The 20,139-nt window shown below is 64.6% G+C and carries 14 protein-coding genes; 8 read left to right on the forward strand and 6 right to left on the reverse strand.

The window, feature by feature from the left end; all coding sequences use genetic code 11:
- Positions 1-5: 5 nt before the first annotated feature.
- A complete protein-coding gene (locus tag EDF40_RS10820; RefSeq protein ID WP_111083416.1) occupies positions 6-452 on the forward strand; it encodes a DUF3817 domain-containing protein in 447 nt (148 codons plus the stop codon).
- On the forward strand, positions 449-2,029 hold the full coding sequence (gene guaA, locus EDF40_RS10825; RefSeq protein ID WP_111083415.1) for a glutamine-hydrolyzing GMP synthase: 1,581 nt from the start codon (positions 449-451) through the stop codon (positions 2,027-2,029). The genes EDF40_RS10820 and guaA overlap by 4 nt, the downstream gene beginning before the upstream one ends.
- A gap of 392 nt (positions 2,030-2,421) precedes the next feature.
- On the opposite strand, the gene EDF40_RS10830 is transcribed toward guaA, so the two are convergent.
- The 3 genes from EDF40_RS10830 to EDF40_RS10840 all read right to left on the reverse strand — a co-directional run bounded on the left by EDF40_RS10830 (position 2,422) and on the right by EDF40_RS10840 (position 5,630).
- On the reverse strand, positions 2,422-3,285 hold the full coding sequence (locus EDF40_RS10830) for a Bax inhibitor-1/YccA family protein (protein ID WP_123339495.1): 864 nt from the start codon (positions 3,283-3,285) through the stop codon (positions 2,422-2,424).
- 892 nt (positions 3,286-4,177) lie between these two features.
- Positions 4,178-4,555, reverse strand: coding sequence for a hypothetical protein (locus EDF40_RS10835; RefSeq protein WP_131921087.1), 378 nt, complete (start codon positions 4,553-4,555; stop codon positions 4,178-4,180).
- 124 nt (positions 4,556-4,679) lie between these two features.
- Positions 4,680-5,630, reverse strand: a complete 951-nt coding sequence (locus EDF40_RS10840; RefSeq protein WP_123339497.1) for a type IV toxin-antitoxin system AbiEi family antitoxin domain-containing protein — start codon at positions 5,628-5,630, stop codon at positions 4,680-4,682.
- A 233-nt stretch (positions 5,631-5,863) separates the two neighbouring features.
- Here EDF40_RS10840 and EDF40_RS10845 point away from each other — a divergent pair, with 233 nt between their 5' ends.
- From EDF40_RS10845 to EDF40_RS10860, 3 genes are all read left to right on the forward strand, one after another.
- Positions 5,864-6,724: a metallophosphoesterase gene (locus tag EDF40_RS10845; protein WP_131921088.1), complete on the forward strand. Its 861-nt coding sequence runs from the start codon at positions 5,864-5,866 to the stop codon at positions 6,722-6,724.
- Between the two features lie 763 nt (positions 6,725-7,487).
- The gene (locus EDF40_RS10855) at positions 7,488-7,679 is read left to right on the forward strand and encodes a KTSC domain-containing protein (RefSeq protein WP_165901024.1); all 192 of its coding nucleotides are present in this window, start codon (positions 7,488-7,490) and stop codon (positions 7,677-7,679) included.
- A gap of 437 nt (positions 7,680-8,116) precedes the next feature.
- The gene (locus EDF40_RS10860) at positions 8,117-11,251 is read left to right on the forward strand and encodes an RHS repeat domain-containing protein (RefSeq protein WP_123339501.1); all 3,135 of its coding nucleotides are present in this window, start codon (positions 8,117-8,119) and stop codon (positions 11,249-11,251) included.
- A gap of 849 nt (positions 11,252-12,100) precedes the next feature.
- Here EDF40_RS10860 and EDF40_RS10865 read toward each other — a convergent pair.
- Positions 12,101-14,533, reverse strand: coding sequence for a hypothetical protein (locus tag EDF40_RS10865; protein ID WP_131921091.1), 2,433 nt, complete (start codon positions 14,531-14,533; stop codon positions 12,101-12,103).
- An 11-nt stretch (positions 14,534-14,544) separates the two neighbouring features.
- A complete protein-coding gene (locus tag EDF40_RS10870; RefSeq protein WP_123339503.1) occupies positions 14,545-14,889 on the reverse strand; it encodes an Lsr2 family protein in 345 nt (114 codons plus the stop codon).
- Between the two features lie 232 nt (positions 14,890-15,121).
- Here EDF40_RS10870 and EDF40_RS10875 point away from each other — a divergent pair, with 232 nt between their 5' ends.
- Both EDF40_RS10875 and EDF40_RS10880 read left to right on the forward strand, forming a co-directional pair.
- Positions 15,122-15,874, forward strand: coding sequence for a hypothetical protein (locus EDF40_RS10875; RefSeq protein WP_123339504.1), 753 nt, complete (start codon positions 15,122-15,124; stop codon positions 15,872-15,874).
- Positions 15,875-16,020: 146 nt separating this feature from the next.
- Positions 16,021-17,445 (forward strand): hypothetical protein, encoded by a 1,425-nt coding sequence (locus tag EDF40_RS10880; RefSeq protein ID WP_123339505.1) that lies wholly within the window; start codon positions 16,021-16,023, stop codon positions 17,443-17,445.
- A gap of 80 nt (positions 17,446-17,525) precedes the next feature.
- On the opposite strand, the gene EDF40_RS10885 is transcribed toward EDF40_RS10880, so the two are convergent.
- Positions 17,526-18,398 (reverse strand): DUF4062 domain-containing protein, encoded by an 873-nt coding sequence (locus EDF40_RS10885; RefSeq protein WP_123339506.1) that lies wholly within the window; start codon positions 18,396-18,398, stop codon positions 17,526-17,528.
- Positions 18,399-18,496: 98 nt separating this feature from the next.
- Here EDF40_RS10885 and EDF40_RS18890 point away from each other — a divergent pair, with 98 nt between their 5' ends.
- On the forward strand, positions 18,497-19,441 hold the full coding sequence (locus tag EDF40_RS18890; protein WP_131921093.1) for a DUF6615 family protein: 945 nt from the start codon (positions 18,497-18,499) through the stop codon (positions 19,439-19,441).
- The last annotated feature ends 698 nt before the right edge of the window (positions 19,442-20,139 follow it).

The raw sequence follows: 20,139 nt of genomic DNA on the forward strand, positions 1-20,139 counted from the left end.
TCGTCATGGCCTTGACCGTCCGAACCCGCGACATCCCGAAGATCCCGGGTGCGGTGAAGTGGTACCGCGTCTCCGCGTACATCACCGGTGTGCTGCTGCTGGCCCTCGTGATCGAGGTCATCATCAAGTACACGCCGCTCCAGCTCGAGATGCAGCTCGGCAACGGCCCGTTCTTCGTGCCGAACGGCACGGCCGGTGAAGCACCCGGCACGTTCAACCTGTCGATCGCGATCCTCATCGCGCACGGCTGGCTGTACGTCCTCTACCTCTTCACGGACTTCCGTCTGTGGAGCATCATGCGCTGGAAGCCCTCCCGCTTCCTGCTCATCGCCCTCGGTGGCATCATCCCGTTCATGTCCTTCGTGGTCGAACACCGCATGCAGCAGAAGGCCATGGACACCTACCACGAGCTGATCGCTGCCCAGCAGCGTGAGAAGGAGGCCGCTCGGTGAGCGAGACCGAACAGCGTCCCGTCCTCGTCGTCGACTTCGGGGCCCAGTACGCGCAGCTCATCGCGCGTCGGGTCCGTGAAGCGAACGTCTACAGCGAGATCGTCCCGCACTCCATCACGGCGGAGGAGATCCGCGCGAAGGACCCCGCGGCCATCGTGCTGTCCGGTGGTCCGTCGTCCGTGTACGAAGAAGGCGCGCCGTCCCTCGACGGCGACATCCTCGACCTCGGCGTCCCCGTGCTCGGCATCTGCTACGGCTTCCAGGCCATGGCGACCGCCCTCGGTGGCGAGGTCGCGAACACCGGCCTGCGTGAGTACGGCGCGACGTCCGTCGACGTCAGCGGCACCGACAGTGTCCTGCTCGGCGGGCAGCCCGGGTCCCAGGTCACGTGGATGTCGCACGGCGACTCCGTGGCGAAGGCCCCCGAAGGCTTCGAGGTCCTCGCGTCGAGCGCGTCGACCCCCGTCGCGGCCTTCGCGTCCGACGAGCGCAAGCTCTACGGCGTGCAGTGGCACCCCGAGGTGAAGCACTCCGAGCACGGCCAGGCCGTCCTCGAGAACTTCCTGCACCGCGCCGCCGGTCTGCCCGGCGACTGGAACTCGAGCAACGTCATCGACGAGCAGGTCGCCCGGATCCAGGCCCAGGTCGGGTCGAACCGCGTGATCGCCGGCCTTTCCGGCGGTGTCGACTCCGCCGTCGCCGCAGCCATCGTGCACAAGGCCGTCGGTGACCAGCTCACCTGCGTCTTCGTCGACCACGGGCTCCTCCGCGCCGACGAGCGCAAGCAGGTGGAAGAGGACTACGTCGCCTCCACCGGCGTCCGGCTCATCACGATCGACGCCGAGCAGCAGTTCCTCGACGCCCTCGCCGGCGTGAGCGACCCCGAGCAGAAGCGCAAGATCATCGGGCGCGAGTTCATCCGGACGTTCGAGGCCGCGGCCGAGGCACTCGTGCTCGAGGCGCGTGGGGACGGTGACGACGGCGAGGTCAAGTTCCTCGTGCAGGGCACCCTCTACCCCGACGTCGTCGAGTCCGGCGGCGGAGCGGGTACCGCGAACATCAAGTCGCACCACAACGTGGGCGGCCTGCCCGAGGACATGACCTTCGAGCTCGTCGAGCCGCTCCGTGCGCTCTTCAAGGACGAGGTCCGTGCCGTCGGTCGCGAGCTCGGTCTGCCCGAGGTCATCGTCGGCCGCCAGCCGTTCCCCGGACCGGGGCTCGGCATCCGCATCGTGGGTTCGGTCGACAAGCAGCGGCTCGAGCTGCTCCGCGCCGCCGACAAGATCGCGCGCGAGGAACTCTCCGCAGCGGGCCTCGACGGGGAGATCTGGCAGTGCCCGGTCGTCCTGCTCGCCGACGTCCGCTCCGTGGGTGTCCAGGGTGACGGCCGCACGTACGGGCACCCGATCGTGCTCCGTCCGGTCTCGTCCGAGGACGCCATGACCGCGGACTGGACGCGCCTGCCGTACGACGTGCTCGCGAAGATCTCGAACCGCATCACGAACGAGGTGCCCGACGTCAACCGGGTCGTGCTCGACGTCACGTCGAAGCCGCCGGGGACGATCGAGTGGGAGTGACGCTCCCCTGAACGACCGGAGGCCCGGCACGCCCTGCGTGCCGGGCCTCCGCGCGTCCGGGGCCGGGGGGGGGGGGGGCGGGCGTGCGTCGGGTCGGGCGTCGGGCGTCGGGCGTCCCCGAGGTTCCGAGATCTCGGCATCTCGAGCGTCCGCCGGGGCACCTGTGGAACCTCGGCGTCACACCCGCGGCATGTCGTGGAACCTCGGCGCCGCGGGCACGGCGAGTCCCTACAGCCCTACAGCCCCACGCACCCACAGCCCCACGCACTCACAGCCCCACGCACCCAAAAGCCCCACGCACCCACAAGCCCCACGCACCCACAGCCCCACAGCACCCCGGGGAACGACGAAGGGCCCCGGCAGCGCCGGGGCCCTTCGTGTACGCGGTGGTACTAGTTGCGCGCGCTGCTCGCGACGATGGCGAGGATGCGCAGGATCTCGAGGTACAGCCACACGATCGTCATGATCAGGCCGAATGCCGCGGTCCAGGCGTAGATGCGGGGAGCTCCACGACGGACACCGGTCTGGATCTGGTCGAAGTCGAGGATCAGCGAGTACGCCGCCATGACCACGACGAGGATGCCGATGATCACGCCGAGCGGGATGCCGAAGACGGTGATCCCGAGGGCACCGAACGCGGTGTTCGTCACCCCGGTCCACATCAGGACCAGGTTGATGAGCGAGAACACCATGTACCCGACCATCGCGACGAGGAAGAAGCGCGTGGCCTTCGGCGTGGCGCGGACCTTGCCCGATGCGAACAGCGCGAGCGTCACGGCGAAGACACCGAGCGTCCCGAACACCGCCTGGGTGACGATGCCGCCCCACATCGAGTTGTACGCGCCGGAGATGCCACCCACGAACAGACCCTGGGCGAACGAGTACGCCAGGACGAGGCCCGGAGAGGGCTTCTTCTTGAACATGTTCACGAGCGCCAGGACGAACCCGACGACGGCGCCGATGATCCAGACGATCGGGGGCAGGTTCCAACCGGCCACTGCACCGACGACGAGCACGCCGAAGGCGAGCAGCGTCTTGACGATGGTGTCTTCGTACGACATGCGGTCGGTGTCGACCGTCGATGCCGCCGGGCGGTCGTACATGTACTGCAGCTGCTCGGGGGTCATCCCGCCCTGTGCCTGCTGCGGGGTCTGTCCCCAGCCGGCCTGCTGCTGACCAGCGCCACGCCCACCCCAGGTGTTGGCTCCCTGGGCGTTGAAGGCGGGGGACTGGTCGAAACCGGGCTTGAAGGCCATGGTGTCCTCTTCCTAGGAGATATGAGTCCTCTCAGCCTAGGTGCGCTCGGTCGCGGAAGGCTGAGGATTCGCGGCGAGCGGACGCGGGCCCGGAGGCCCTGACGACGGCAGCCTATGTGACCGATCTGTTCCCGCGCCGGATCTCCATCTCGCTACCGGAGTAGATACTCGCGTATGCGGTGGAAAGCGGCCTGTTGCTCCGGTGGGAGCTGCCCGTGAAGACAGGGGCTCACGCGCGAGATAGAGGCGAACCCGCACGAATACGCCGCCTGGTGCCGAACGGCGGAGGGGCGACCTATGATCGGCGTTGCTCTGCGGAGAGGGTGCGTTTTTCTGCGACGTCGCAGGAGCGGATGTCGGCGGCCCCAGCGGCCGGTCCCAGCCCGCGCTTGATGCTTGTAGCTGGCGGCCGCAAAGCCGGTCTGCCATCGCTCGCGAGCGTCACGGTCGCGCTCACGCAGCACCGTGCTGTTCTGAACCGGCGAGGGTGAGCACGCTTGGCCACACGGTGAGGGGTGACCCTTCCGCCACCGCGTGGGAGTTACAACTTCACTTGAGAGTGATGCTCCGATACGGAGTTGGAAAGTGGCCCGTTACTGCCATGCGAGCTACCTGGGTAGAAGCGTGGGACGTGTGGAGGTATTGCGCCGAAGGGCGGGTAGCCCTTCGCCCGATGGCGCGCGAGAGGTAGGTGGCGTAAGTCACGCGCAAGCGCGAAGTCGGGCGTCGATTCACGCGACGGCGGCACGTGCAGTGAGCCCTCCACACCAGACGCCTCGATTGGCCATCTCGCCCGGCACTCCGTGAAGCACGAGCTTCCGCAGCATGAGACGTCCGCGCAGTAGGCCAGTACGGCCGAAGTTTCGAGGCGCACGGACGTACGAGGCGCTATTCAGCGATCCCGTCGGCTGTCCAGCTGGCGCAGGACCCGATTGGGGTCCTGCCCTGTTCGGAGCCAGTCACGGGGGCTGAGCGCTTGCCCGCTGTGCAACAGGGCTCCCTGCACTGTGCTCATGAAGCCGCTCAGCACCGCTGCGGACATGCCGGCAGTCCGCTTGCATATCTCGGGGACGAACGAGATCATTTCGTCTTCCGTGAACTGCCATGCTGGAAAGAGCCGGAAACCATCGACGGTGAATGAGTGGACGTCGTTCTCGCGAACCAGTCGCTCAAGTTCACCTCGGTTTATCGCCAACACCTCGCACACCTCAGATGTCTCCTGCGAAGCCGCGATCAGCTGCACCACTGACCATTTGACTGCGTTCGACACGCTCGCAGATGCGTAGGCGTTTGCCCAGGACGATCGTTCCGCTGGGTTCAGATGGTGCCTACAGGCCACCGCTGGCCGACCATCCGACGGTACGCACGCCCCGCTGGCGGGAATGCACGGCGGGTCAGTCATCCTTCTCGCTCCTGTACTCGTCGTCCCACTCGCGAAGCACATTGATGTCCACCCAGTCAGGATGGCGCTCCCGTACGCGTCTCACGTGGTCAGCGTTACTCCACCATCCGTCGCCATACCGTCCGCGCGAAGGCGTGGGCCAATCTCCCGCAATCAGAAGCAGGCGTTCGTAGATGAGATCCGCGTTCCAGCGGTCGTCCATCCAGCCGTTCTTCTCCGCCACTACCCTCAGGTGGTACGTCAGCAGTTCTGAGCGGAGAGGGTAGAGCCGCCACATTGCGTCACGCAGCGCCACGGCAACGTTGTCGAGATCGCCCGTCGCGTCGTACGCCCAGGCGAGGGTGGCCTCCGGGCAGAGGTACGGGTAACCGCCAACCCAGCGGACGTCGGCACGGTCGACTTCGCACGGGATCACCTTGACGTCGCCGTCTGAAAACACGCCATCGACTGCGACCGGGACGAGCAGCTCAGCCCTCCAACTGAGTTCATCGAGTTCCCACCGAGCGAGCGCCGCGCCGCCGCCAATGACAGCAATTACGTCCTCGGATCCTCTGTCGCGAACCGTCCGCTGACTCAGCGTCAGATTCGGCTCAAGTGCGAGCCAGCATGCCTCGGCCTCGAGCGTCTGATCACCGATCGGTAGCCGGTCAACCGCTGTATGCACCCATACGTTCGAACGCACCCTGAGAAGTTCCCCGAGGTCCGTCAGCCGTCGGAGCCCAAGCTTGGCGGCTCCCCGCCCATAGATACGAGCAACCTGTTCAAGCGTGACTAGCCCGCCCTGGGTGGCAGCAAGGGATACCACACGCGGCCGAACCCTTGCGGCTGCTTGGCGGCGCTCCTCGCCCGGACTGCGCCCTCCGAGCGAGAGCGACGGCGAGCGAAGGCGCAGCCTTGGTGTTACTCGCCGCGGGGGCGGCACGCTGTCTTGGGGATCGTGCATGCGACGACCATAAGTCCGAATCGACCGGTAGGGAATGCCGGCTGGTGTATTTGATACAAAACTCGATGCAATTGCGTACTCTTGTCGCGATGACGCTGCGAGTTAGCCTCGGCGTATTTTCATTGCGACATATGCGTACTTTGTTCGCGATCTCTGCAAAATTGAATGCTCGGTCTTTCGTTCATACCTAGGACGTGCCTATCATGGCTCTCCTTCAGTCGAGAGGAGCGGCCATGACGAGCGAACCGGAAGGGCGGGATCTTCGGCGGCACCGAGGTTTCGACGCTAACTCCGACGAGCACGTGATCGTGGTCGCCGGGGACTGGCACTCCGACCTCGTACACCTCACCGACAACATCCCGCGGCTGATCGACGGAGGCTTCCCGGCAGGATCATCCCAGCCCACAACCCTGCTGCACGTTGGCGACTTCAACCTCACGAACGGCTCCCGCGCCAACAAGCAGTTCCTGCTTCGCGCGGCGGAACTCGCGGCCAAACGACAGATGCGGATCCTCATCACACCCGGCAGCCACGACAGCTGGGCGCGCCTCGCGTTGCGCGCCGACTTCACGCGAGGCGAGCCGACCCGGCTCCATGGCGACGTCTGGGCGCTGCCACGCGGCTATCGGTTCCGTATCGGCGGGAAATCGTTCCTTTCCTTCGGCGGCGCTGGATCGATGTCCCGGCCGACCAGCAAGGAGGGAACAACCTGGTGGCGACAGGAGATGCCGTCCGACACCGAGGTGGAGACGAGTATCAGCCGTGGGCACCCGCACGTCGTTATAACCCATGAGGCGCCACGTGGAGGCACAGCTCGCGTCGACAGGAAACTCGCTAGGTTCCCGCTGAAGAACATCGCTGACCGTTCGTACACCGCGCTCGGCAGGGACCGAGTCACCCGGATTTGGCACGGCGTCGCACCTCAGCTTCTGATCCACGGCCATCACCACCTGCAGGCAGAAGGACACCACGACGACGGTCGCTCGGTGTACGCGCTCAACCAGAACCAGCAACCAGGCAATCTCGCCTCAATCGACCTCGACTCGATGCGAGTGAGGTGGCTCGACAGCGCGCGGCCTCGTCGAGTCGAGTGAGGGCTCCGTCGGACGGCAGCGGCAGCGGCAGCGGCAATGGCAGCGGTCAGTGCGTGAGCGCGCCGAGCGCGTTGGGCCAGTCGACGTGCTCAAGAGCCTGCCTGAAGCCCACCGAGCTAGACGCGCTTCCAATTTCGCTCTTCGTGCGCAGGTCGAACATCAAGACAACGTAGGCGTCGCCTGTGCCCCTCTCCGGTCCGTGAAAGTCGAACCTCAGTGGGTGCCCATCAATCAGCCCAAAGAGGGACGCGAGCACCGCGGGGATACGCACCTGCGCTGCAGTCGGGGTGAACGTAGCCCCATAGGGCGCCAGCTCGACAGAGATGCCCGCTTCTAGCCCTGAGGGCACCATGGTGCCGTACCTTTCAGCGTCAGCGTCAGCGTCAGCGTCAGCGGTTCGTTCGGGGACAGGAGCATCATCCTTCCGCGAACCGCTGCTGAAGGAACCCTCGCTTGAAGCTTTCGGCACATCCTCAGGGTGGTTCTTCCTGTCGACCTTTCGCCAAGGTGGTCGTGCGCTTGCTCGCTGCGTCGGTCGCCTCCAGTGTTCTGGGGAGCCGGCGGTAGCCAGTCCAGGACGCGTCTCCAGTCAGCGATCGCTGCGTTGGCGAGAGAACAGCCAATAGGCTCACGACGTGGACACGACGAACACCCATCGGGGTGGGCCGATGCAGGCTAAGCCGAAAGCCCTGCTCTGCGACGCAAGCGCGCATACGTCTGCGGTAGATCAGTGAGGCGCGTCCCTGTTCAAGGCGGCAACCTCGTGTCGGTTGGTTACGACGAGCAGGAGAGCGCGCTCGAGGTGGAGTTCGTCGGGGGTGCGGTCCGGCTCTACTTCGAGGTTCCGCAATCCGTCTTCGAGGGCTTCGTCGCGGCGCAGGATGCCGGAGCGAACGTCGGCCTGTACTTCGACGTGCGCGTGAACAGAGGTGGCTACCGGTACCTCGAGATCTAGAACCGTCACTGCTCATCTCGTGAGTCGTCGTCGATGGGGAGCCTGACGTTGCAGGATTGGGGCCCGCCACAACTCACGGGTGACGCGTGCGTAGAGAGGTTGCGGTTTCCCGCATGACCCCGTTTGGGGGGTGCGGAAGGATCGTCAATGCGGCTAGGTTTCGAACAACCCTCATCTGAGCTGACAGTGCGGTCGACGGGTGGTGCGGGCGTTTCACGCCATTCGAGTGGCCCTGGGGTGTCTTGGCCACGTTTCATCACCCGCGTCATCGTGCTCTTCCGCTAGGGGAACCCGTGCTTCTTGCTCCACGCCGTAAGGCTGTCCATTCATCGTTCGGTTGGAAGGTTGCGCTCGTCGGCGCGGTCAGTGTCGCCCTCGTGGGCGGTGTCACCGAAGTCGCTCACGCTGCGATCCCGACGGGTCCAACGACAACCGGCTTGACCGGTGCGCGGCCGTCGGCGACGACGTTGCCGTTCGCAGTGTCGGACCAGGTCGGCGTCACCGTCGACGTTGCAACGGGGAACCTCGAGGTCACGACCGCTGGGTTGTCGCTGCCGGGTGCGAGCGGGACGAACGCGATCACCCAGACGTACAACTCGTTGGGGTGGCAGACGGCGAACGCGAACACCGCGCAGGCAGTCCGATGGACGACAGGGATCGCTGGCGCGGGCTCGTTCTCGTCCGGGGCGTCCGGTTCGGTGGTCTACACGGACGCCGATGGCGCGACGTGGAACTTCCCCTCGGCAACGGCTACGACTTTCACCGCACCGGCCGGGTTCCTCCGCAAGCTCGTCGCCTCCGCCACGACGAACCCGACCTACACACTGACGGACCCCACCACGGGGCAGGTCATCACTTCGAACACCAACGGTGTTCCCGTGTCGGTCGCGGACAAGAACGGCAACACGGTGACGATGTCCAACATCGCCAGCGTGCCCACGACCATCACCAGCACCGCCGGGACGGCGGCTGCAAAGACCGCGAACGGCGCGTACGACGCGACCACGCGCGCGTACACGGTGACGCAGGGGAGCGGCTCGACTGCACGGTCAGTGAAGTGGGTGAAGGACACCAACGGCAACTTGACCTCCTACGTCGATGGTGCCGGGAAGACGACGACGTTCGCGTACTCCGGTAACGACCTGACGGGGATCACGAGCCCGACGGGTGCGACGACGACGATCAGCTACTCCGGGACCACGCACAAGGTGTCCCAGGTGCTGCAGTCCAACACCACCGCCGGTAGCGCAGGGGCGTCAACGACGCGGCTGAGCTATGCGTCGGCGACGTCGACCCTGGTCGCGTCCCCGAACACGGACACCGCGACCGCGGTGGCGTCGGTGCCGCACACGACGTACGCGATCAACTCGACGCAGAAGCTCGTAAACACCGTCACCGACCCGGTCGGCCGCGTGCGGTCTAAGACATACAACGGCGCGAACCTGCAGCCCTCGACCTCGACCATCGGGTCCGGGTCCGCTGCTTCAACGACGACCGCGACATATGGGGCGAACAGCAGCCAGTCCCTAACGAAGATTGCCTCCTCCGGTGGGGCGTCGCAGTCCACCAGCTACAACGCATCGCCGGCAGCTACGGCGTACTCGCCGGCGTCAACGACCGACGACGCCGGCAACACCTCGGCGCTGACCTACGACCCTGTCGGTAACCAGCTGACGAGTAGCGCCGGCGCCGGCGCCACTGCCGCGACGTCGACGCTGACGTACACGGCCGGACAGGTCGCCACCGCCACCGCCCCGGGTAACGGCACGAACAAGACGACCTACGCGTACGAGAACAAGCAGCTCAAGACCGTCACCCCCGTGACCGGCACCAGCCTTGCCGCCCGGACCTACTCGTACGACGCACTCGGCCGGATCGCCTCGGCCTCCGACGGTGCAGGCCGAACGACGAACTACGCCTACGACGGCAATGACCGGGTCCTCACCACCAGTTTCTCCGACGGCACCGCAGCGGTGACGAACACGTACGACAACGCCGGACACCTGCTCACCCAGGCGTCCTCTGGCGGCACGATCACGAACACGTACGACCAGCTCGGCAACTTGCTTACCACGACGAACACGGCGAACACTGTCGGTTTGAGTGCCATCACCTACACGTACGACAAGGCGGGCAACCAGACCTCGTACGCGGACCAGGACGGCACGCTCACCTCGACCTATGACGACTCCGGTGTACTGACCTCCACCACGACGCCAGCGCCGAACAACACCACTGAGACCATCCGGTTCGTCACCGACCCCGACACCGGACGCCGCACCGACACCTACGTCGATTCGAACGCGGACAACAGCGCCTGGGCCAGCCGCACGCACGCCGATTATGACAGCAGCGGCCGTATCCAGGAGGTCCAGGGGTGGGTTGGCCCGTCCTCAAGCAACAACCAGCGGATCTACGACCTGTACTACTGCTACAACGCCGGCAGCACCTCCCCCAGCTGCGGCACCACGGCTGCGAACGACCGCTCCAAGATTCAGTGGGTCACCGACAACGTTTCTGGGCAGAGCACCGCTTACACCTACGACACCCGCGGCCGCGTCACGAAGACCGTCACCACCGGTAGCGGATCCGCGACAGCCGGGACTTGGGAGTTCGGCTACGACATCCGCGGCAACCGCACCTCGGCGAAGTTCACCACCGCTGGCGGCACAGTCACCACCAACCAGGCGCTGACGTACAACGCGGCGAACCAGATCACCAACACCGGGTACACGTACGACGGGGCCGGGAACCTCACCGCAGCACCCGAGTACACGTTCACCTACAACGCCGCGGAGCAGATGACCCAGGCCGTCCACAACGGCTCAGAGACCACCAATTACGCATACGCTGGCGCCGACCAGAAGTCGCTTCTGTCGCTCTCGACACCGGGTGGCGATACGCGGACCTATCAGTACGGCCGTGCAGATCAGAACGGCAACCCCACCCTCACGAGCGCCACCCGCAACGGCAACCGGGCAAACGTCGTCAATGACGCCAAGACCGGGCAGCCCATCGCCCTATCTACCCCATCCGACGCACTCGGTCAGTACGCCTACGACGGCTCCGGCAACCCCTTCGCCCTTCTTGCGGGCAATTCCGCAGCGTTCGTCAAGACCGTCGACCCGTACGGCACCACCACCGTCTCCTACGACGGCGGCGGCGACGGCATTCCCACCAACCCCTTTACCTTCAAGGCCGGTATCGACGACATCCACACTGGGCTCGTGAAGTTCGGGCAGCGCTGGTACAACCCGTACATCGGCGCCTGGACCCAGCAAGACACCCTCGACAGCCCCCTCAGTCCCAGTAACGGGAACCGATACGCTTTCGCAGCAAGTGATCCGATCAACCGCGCAGACCCCACTGGCCAGCTCACCGCCTGCGCTGCTTTCGCCGCGATCCTGACCATCGGAGGGGGCGCACTAGTAGCCGCATCGCTCATTATCAGTGCCGTTGCTACCGGCGGAGGCACGCTAGCTCTAGTCGGGGCAGCTATTGCCACGTTGGGTTACGCACTCACACCCACCGGCATCATCCTGGCGATCGCAACCCTTGCAGATAGGTGCTGATGTCTACTCTCCTTCTCATTCTTCTTATCTGTAGCTCCCTGACGTTTCTTGTCGCAGCGTTTGTGGGTGGTATATTCACGGGCAAGGTGAGGACAACGACAGGCCGCCTGAGAACACCGGTCAACGTTGCTTTTGCCGCAATCGGCGTTTCGATCGTTCTTGCCATTTTGCTTCTGGCTCTGTTCTAGCTGCAAAGCACAGGCACAGATGACGCCCTCGCCAGTTCCATGGCGGGGGCGTCGTCCGTGTTGCACGAACTGATCGGAGCAAACGGAACCATCGGCGAGGGGCATCATGTATTGCCCGAGCCCTGTACCGGACTGTATCGGTAGTTTCAAGCTGGCCCTCACGGTGATGACGGCGGAAATCCTAGGGGACATCGAGAGCGCTTTGGTGCGTTAGAAACGCCACGCCGTGTGCCGCTGACCGAGTAGCTGAGTCCCAGTGCTCCGCAGAACCAAATGCGGCGGCAGCATCCACAGAGCGGCCGGGTACTCCGCGCCTTCCCGGACGTGTTGCTCCAGCATGTACCCCGTTCGCGACTCGATCTCTCTCGACGTGGCTTGGGCTCGCTCGAATGCTGCAAACACCGGTTCCCGAACCCATTCCGCGACGAAGGCAACTTGTTCGTGCCTGACGCTCCTGCACGCCGAAGTGGAGAAGCTCGCAGCGGTCGTCGAAGTCGGTAGCAAGTCCGATCGTTGCTCGACTCGCCCCGCAACTGCCTGCGCGGCGGCCCGCGGCACGGTGGGGATGTTGTCGACTGATTTTGAAGGTGACCGCTGTACCGCGATCGATCTACACAGGGCGCGATAGGCAACGCCGGTGGTTAGAGCGCCGACCTGGCGATCAGTGTCGTCGGAGGTCTGCGATGAATTCGATCTGCGCTTTGATCCCTCGCGATGATGCGAGGGCGTGGACTGCGTCTTGATCGCCCTTCGGCCACTTCTGAAGGCCGGTGCCGAAGACGATTTGATCCGCTCGCAACAGCTCCGCGGCGTCGAGGCGCTTCGCTATCAGCTGCTGACGTGTCTGGCCGCCGCCAAGGTCGCCTTCCTTACATTCGCCGATGATGAGGTCCCCGTCTCGGTGCGCGATGAGGTCGATCTCGAAGGATGGTTTACCGGCGCCTTCTTCGGCGAACTCAATCTCCGCTAGGTCGCTGTACTCTTCGGCGAGGCGAGCGAGACGATTGCCAAGTAGGAGTGTGAGATCGCCGCTGTCCTTCAGAATGGTCCGCATCGCGGGGTGCAAGTCGTAGTAGAACTCGGGCTCGCTTCCTGCCCGATGCCATCGGTCACCCGTGAGGGCATTGAGCGCGCCGCAACGAGTGCACGGGTAGGTCCTTCCGACCCGTTCAATGGGCGTGAACTGCACGGTTCTGCACTCTCCGCAGTTGAGCATGAAGCCGCGCGTGAGTAGCTCCGATCGCAGAAGCTCGTCGAGGTCGTCCCGCAGCTCCGCCGCATCGGGGGTCGACCTTTGGGCGAGGAGTGCATCGAAAGTGAGAAATGACTCGTAGGCGGCGTCTCGCCGAAGTCGGACGCGACCTCTTTCGGACGATTCCTCGGCCTGGAAGGCGCGGAGCATCTGACCGCGTGAGGAGACGACAAGCTGGCGAAGGGCGCTACGCCCGCCGAGCCGATCCGCGACGAGGTCGGCGAGTTGCCCCGGGCGGGACAGGGTGGCCCTCATGTTTCCGCGGATAGCCGTCTGCTGCACCCAAGGCATTAGTCCCAGGAACTGCAATCGGGGCCGGGCCATCCGTTGCTCCAGCGGAGTCTCGGGCGGAAGGTACCCGGTGAAGGCAGCATCGAAGGTGATGCCGTCCTTCGCGTCGCGAAGGTTTACCCAAGCCGCGCGGCCATCCGCCTGCAGGCTCCCTGGGACTGTTCCTCGCCCGCGCGGAGACTGCGGATGGTCGATCTCAGCATCGACCAACCACCCCGGCCGTTTGGCGCCGGCCAGGAGGGGCCACGCAGTAGACGGCAGCGGGAGGGTCGGTTCGTGGGCCAGTACCGCCGTCCCATCGCGCTCGATGAGGAACGGGAACGTGGTCCGACGATCGGCGTGAGCGGCGACGAGCAAACGCCGCGGTGGCGCCGGGATGGGGAGGCCGCTTCCGTGCAGACGCTCCTCGGCGTCTTCCAGTCCCGCGTCTCGGACGAGTGACCCGAGTACACGTACCGCCGCTTTTAGTTCGTCGGCGGACATGGAAGCTGACGCGAGATAAGCGGGACGCTCGAATGGATCGGTAGCCATCCGGCCGGCGAGCCCCGCGGCAAGAGCGGTGCTCTCAGCCGGCTGCTCGAGCATCGGGGTGGTGACCCACACCGCCTGTCCATGCAGCCGGTCGAGCAGTACGGCAAGCGCGAAATCGTCCGCGGTGTCCCCGACTGACGCGGTGACGGTTGCCGGCTGTGTCTCGTTGCCCCACCAGGTCAGGCCGTCATCGATTGCATCGAACCATGGTTGCAGGTCGCTGCTGCGTGACGAGAGGACCATGTTCGCAAACCAGGTCAAGGCGTCTGGAGCGTGCGAATTGTCCCGTGAGGCGATCCACCGGATGAGGTCGCTTGGCGGAGCAGCCGGCTCCGAGCCCTCGGCGGGCCCCATTGGCGGCTTCCCGGTGATAAAGGCCGCGAACAGTGCGGCGCTGGACTCCCAGTGGGTCCTCGCTACTTGCGCTGCCACCGGGGATGTGAGCGCTGTAGCAGCCAGCAGTTGCGGGGGGAGCCTCTCGCCGACAGCTCGGAGTCGAAGGTACTGCGGGATCGGCAATCCGTCGGTGAATCCACGAAGCAGCTCGCATTCCGCGCCCACGGTCGCAGCAGCGATCGCCGCCGCGGCCGGAGCCATCGAGTCGCAGTCAGCGACGTCTCCGTCATTGCTCAATCGGTCGCTCAAAGCTTCCGGAGACAACGCGGACCAAGTCAGCTCTCCGGGGGCATACACGGCAAGGTAATCGGGATCGTAATGGTGTAGCTGCGCGAGCAGGCCGGGCTCTACCTCGCCCTCCCGTCCGTACGGAATCAAGACGAAGCCTTCGCCACCCCAGATAGCTGACACCGCGGAGAGAGCTTCGCGTGCCCACGCCTGCCAGGAGGACCCGGCATACGTCAGAACCGCCACGCGCGGTGGTCGGTACGACGTCGATATCTCGTGATGTTCCAGAGCGGCTGGCACGGGTTCATCTTGCCGCGCCGCGGGATCGCCGTCCAACGAGGCGGACACCTGCAACACTCCGGTTCCCGCGCCGACGAAGCGGTGCAGCGTCGGCACGGGACGCGGTGTCAGTGCGCAGCGTTGTACGCGTCGCGGACAACCTGGCTGATGCGCCCGCGCGCCGACACGTCGTGACCGTTCGCGTTCGCCCACTCTCGGATCTTGGCCAGTTCGCCTGCGTTGCCTCGTTTCGAGGCGGAGCCGCTTCGCCGGCGAGCGGCTCTATCGCCCATCTTTCGGGCGGCCGCAACGTAGTCGGAGAGGGCCCCGCGGAGCGCCTCCACGTTCTGGTCACTGAGATCGATCTCGTATTCGCTGCCGTCAAAAGCGAAGCGCAGGGTGCGGCCCTTGCCTTCGGTGATCGTGTCGCCGGTGAGGTCATCGATGAGGTGTGTAGTCACTCGCTGTGCCACTGGAATGCCTTTCATGGGAGGGGAGGTTGCTCATCATTGTGGCATAACCTCCGTGGAGTCGAATGGTCGGAGCGTTCGTCGGTGGGCGGTTCTCACTCACGAGCTGCGCGGCCGTCCTGCCTCGGCGAGAATGTCGTTGGTTACCTTTGTCGTGCAACACGTGTCTTTCGAAGGAGGACGTCGCATCAGCGGCTGCGTTGCCCGTGTCGGCTGGTACTAGGACACTGTGTGCATGACAGAACTCGCGTACATGGTTCGGGCCGACTGGGGTCAACAGGGGACGGGGATGACTGCCCAGAGTGTGGTCATCCGGGACTGGCTCGGTCCGGGACCCTACGTCTTCGCAGTGTCGGACGCGGACGCTTTCGGTGTGGATGATCAGGATGCGGATGCCGAAGCGGCAGGGTACCTCGATGCGGATGCGGTCAATCGAAGCGTCCTGAGTACCCGGCGGCTTCCGCGATTTTCCACAAGTGCTGACGTCACGCTTCAGACGGTGGTCGTCCTACATCCATTCGAGGAGAGCGACCTCGAAGCGATCCGCAAGGTGGCTGATGCGAACAGCTTGCGCAAGCTGTTCATCCTCGTGTGGTCAGGCGACGACATCGTGCGTACGTGGCTCGATGGCATGGGAGCGTTGAACCTGCACACGCGGAAGACCGCGGGCGTCGAGGACTCCCTTTTGCTCGCCGCGGCCGGGATGATCAAGAGCGAGGACTACAACGGGCTTAGCTTTGGTAAGGGCAAAGACGCCGTTGTGCAACTCGTCAGAGCTTTCGCAGTCGAGGGATATCCCGTTGACCCTACATCTTGGCTGCGCGCGTACTTTGCCGTAGGTGGGGGCTTCAAGCACGCGCCCGCGTTGCAGAAAATCGTTCAGGAGATGGCGACGGGGATCAGGCACCGTGTTAAGCCGCGCTATCGCGACAATATCGTCGCCATCCTTCGCGACCGCGACCGCGACGGGGACGTTGGGGACGAGTGAGTACCCGGGAGTCGCTCCTGCCTGTTTGAGGACGGTTGAGGCAACTATTGCAACAGCCTGTGCCGTGGACGGGGGTCAGCGGCGTGACGGCACCGACGGCTACGCTTTCTAGTCTAACAAAAGGGGGAAGCCGAACGATGGCTGATATGGATCTCGAAGTCGCCAGCACAGGATCACAGGGCGGAATATCGTCCACGATCCAAGAGTTCGAGCAGGCGCTTCTCGCCCGGGTCGACGCCCTGCACCTTCCGTCCGAGGGGGTTCTCGTTGGGGTGCAGCAGCGCGTGCAGGTTCTCTCGAACCTCGACGGCGCCATGGCGAACCTTCCGCAGGAGAAGCGCGCGACGGCCATGTACCTGTCCAAGTTCATCATGGCGGTGTCCGCCGGGCTCTTCGACGCCGCGCTGAACTACCTGTGGGACGAAACGATCGGCGAACTCCGGAAGCGGATCATCGCGTACGACCTCGACTACTTCTTCGACAATGCCGTCTCCTCGCCGGAGAAGCGCAAGGACCTGTCGGGCCCCGACGACCTCCTCAAGGTCACGGACGACGAGTTGATCCGTGCCGCGGCGAAGATCGGTTTCGTCTCCTCTGTCGGACAGCAGCAGCTCGATCTCGTACGTTTCATGCGAAACCACGCGAGCGCTGCTCATCCGAACCAGCACGAGCTGCAGCCGTTCGCGCTGCTCGGGTACATGGAAACGTGCATCAAGGAAGTGATCACGCTTCCGGACTCACCCACGATGGTTGCCACGTCGCGACTGTTGGCGAACATCAAGCGGGAAACAGTCACCGCTGCTCACGCCGAGAGCTTCGCGCCGCTCTTCGAAGGCCTACGCCGCGACCAGACCGAGACGTTGGCGAACGGACTGTTCGGCCTCTACGTATCACCGGAATCGACCTCGGTCATCCGCGACAACATCCGATTGCTGCTTCCGCTCCTGTGGCCGCACGTGACGGAGTCGGTGAAAGCGAACTTCGGCGTCCGATACGCGAGGTTCCAGGCCAATCTTGACCTGGCTCAGGCTGAACTTGCACACGAGTTCCTCGTCGCGGTCGGCGGTACGTCTTATCTCCCTGAGGACATCCGATCGGGACAGATAGACGCACTCCTCGACCGACTGCGCGGCGCCCACCACGGCTTCGACAACTTCTACAACGAACCGCCCGTCGCGCACGAGCTTGAGACCTACGTCGGCACGTTGGCGCTGCCAGCTGGCGTCAGTGACAAGTTTGCACAGGTCATCGTCGACGCTTTCCTTGGGAGGTCGTCGGGCCTTGCGTACGCGGCCGACCCAATATACGAGCGTCTCCTCCGCCGAATGACGCCGAACGAAGCGGCAGGTGCGCTTCTCGTGGCGACTGGGCCAGATGTCTCTGCCCTGCTGCGTTACGACATCCCGAAGAGCCAGTTCGCGCGTCTCCTCGACATCATCGCCCCGAAGCTCATCAACCGCTCAGCGACCGCGTTGATGAACCACCTTCGTAGCTTCACTGGCGCGCCGGCGCAGATCGCTCTCGATACGAAGATGCAGGCGCTCCGTGCGAAGCTTGCCGAGAATCTATAGCGGAGCATGCGCGGGTGGCCTACCGCGAGAGCCGAACTCGATACGGAACGCTCCGGTCCCGGCGTCAGTATGTCGTCCCGTCAGGAGGTCGTGAACGACCGTGTCCTCTCGCGACGCACCCCGTTCTCGATCCACGTTGCGTGTACTTCGAAAGTCATGGTGCCCATTAGGGTAATCAGGCTCCATTGAAGTTCTGACTCACCAAACAGTGTGAACAGCTCGGTTGGGCCTTCGAAGCGATAATGGCTATCGTCCGACCCGACCGGCTCGATGGTGAATTCAAATTGTTCGGCGTCGACCTCGGACAGGTTGCGAAGGACAAGGTCGTTCCGACGAGTTCGGGTCTTCATCTTGCCGTTCCGGTCGAAGCCGACTTGGTCCACCAAATGGACGTGCTCCCAAGCCGGATCCGCGCCTGAGGACCGACGAGGGAGCGAGCCTTCACCCCACCCGTTGTCGTCGACGTCGTGCTCCAGAGCACGGGTGACCTGAGCGGCAAGATCCCCGGGGTCGCTGTAGTCGCCGAGAAGCCCGTCCTGCTCGAGTGCGGTCTTGAAGTCCTTGAGAGCGATGAGTTGCTTCGGGTCGACGTCGCGGGGCAGGTCCTCGGATGAGAAGTAGACGTGCACTGGCTTCCCGACCGCCGCTGCGCGGCGAATCTCCTCAGCCGTACCCGACACGTCGTAGCCGGTGTGGGTGCCGAGGCGAGAGTCGAAAAACGCAACGACGACGTCGGCGCGATCGACGGCCTGGGCGTTGATAAGGGCTTGGGCGCGATCCCCGAGCGCGGCGACCGCGTGCCGTTCATACAGCCACGGCAACGCGACGATGTTCTGGCGGTGCGCGTTCTGCACGCTCCAGTCGTTGATCGCGTCCCGCACTGCCGCACGTTCTTCACGGGTGTCTCCCGGTGAGGCGATGAGGATCAAGATGCTGTTGACGTTGGTCGGCATGTTGTCTGCTTCGTTCGTTTCGGGGACGGGGTATGAGCGGGAGCGCGGGCGGCGCTCTGGCAATGAGGATTCTCCACGAAATCTGTGATGATTACGGGATGAAGGTGCAAGCGTTGGCACAAGTCATGGACGAACTCGCGGAGCTGACTTGGTTCAAACTCGTGGAGGCCAGGCGCCTGACGATGCGCATGGGTGAAGTCTCGATCACGGACCACAACCTGCTCGCGCTTCAGCAGTTCGCGTCCGCTGCCGGTAGTGATGTACGCCTCGTCCATGCGCACGACGAGGCGACAAGCGGCGCCGACTTCGAGATCTGGCTGGTCGACCGAGCAGGCCGACCGGTCTGGGCATACTCGATCCAAGCGAAGGTCGGCGGCTGGGTTGGTGCGACCTACAAGTACCGTTCGATCGGACACAAGGTCGGACCGGCCGCTCAACACGATCTTCTGCTTCGGCACGCGGCGACCAACGGAACCCGACCCTTCCACCTGCTCTACAACGGCTGGGATCCCAGCGATACCGATGCGCCGATACCACCGACACCGGATCAGCGAAAGCTTGGGTGCGCTGCCGTCTCCACCCACGAGGTGGCGCGAATCCGTCGTCTCAGCAGGCCCAGCCTGAAGGCAGTCGACTACCTGCCAAAGAGCTTTCCCTGGTCCGAGCTGCTCACCAGATTGAGCCCGCCAGCTCCGCCTCCCGTGAAGCCGACGCCTCCGATATCGCCATCCGGCGGGTCCGGTGCGCAGCCACCACTCGGTGGTGGCGCCGGACCGGGCACTAACGGTAACGGCGCACAGGGCGGCTCCGGACCCTCGGACGGGGACAGTCCCTCCCTCCCCGCACAGGCCGACGCAGGGTTGGACATCGTGAGGCCGGTCCTTGCTGATGTGGAGGGCGAGTCGGCTTCCCCGCTCCGTCGTCCTTCGGCCCTACCTGAATACGTACTACGCGGACTTGACGGCCCTCGAACGCAAGTGCCGCGCAAGCGCTCTGAAGATGTGTGGCTCCCGGAGTTCGCTCTCGTGGTCACGATCGACTAGCGGTGCCCACGCGGCAAGGGATGAAAGGCCACATCCTGACGTCCGGCGTGTTCTCATCAGTGGTCGGAGGGTCGAGCTTCTCAGACCACACGAAGACGCAATCGCGCCGGACTGACCTTCCGCCTGGGTCCGGGCGACCGAGCCCGGGTGCACGCAGGCCGATGGCGCGTGGCGGCTCGCGCACCCCGCTCGAAGGAACAGACGCCGCACCTCACGACGTTTCTACATGGCAGTCGGATTCGGCACCGGAGACACGATGGGGAGCAGACACGCGATCCGCATCTGATCAGGGCAAAGAAGATCTGCCACGTACCGTGAGAAACAGCGGTGACATGTCCCGTGAGAAAGGCCGCTCTGCCGCGGCCGCCTTCGACAGCGCCTGCGAGAAGACGCATCTGAAACACGGACATGGACACGTTGTTTGGCAGTACGGACGGGTCGCGTTGATCAGGGGTCGGCTAAGTCTTCGTGCGTCGCGAGGTGTCCGTATGGCGTTCGTGAACTGAGATAGTTCGCGGACCACCTATGTGAGACGGGGAGCGCTCCGGAGCAGGGCGTAGGAGTCCGGGCCGCCCGCAAGCACCCGAGGTTCCATTGGAGGACCGGCTACCGGGAGGTTCCAGGAGACGCTCTGGCACGATCCTGGTCGCACTCGTCTCAGACGAGCGACCGACCTCCGCCGGGTGAACCACCCGACG

It is taken from the genome of Curtobacterium sp. PhB170, assembly GCF_003752345.1.
Taxonomy (GTDB): domain Bacteria; phylum Actinomycetota; class Actinomycetes; order Actinomycetales; family Microbacteriaceae; genus Curtobacterium.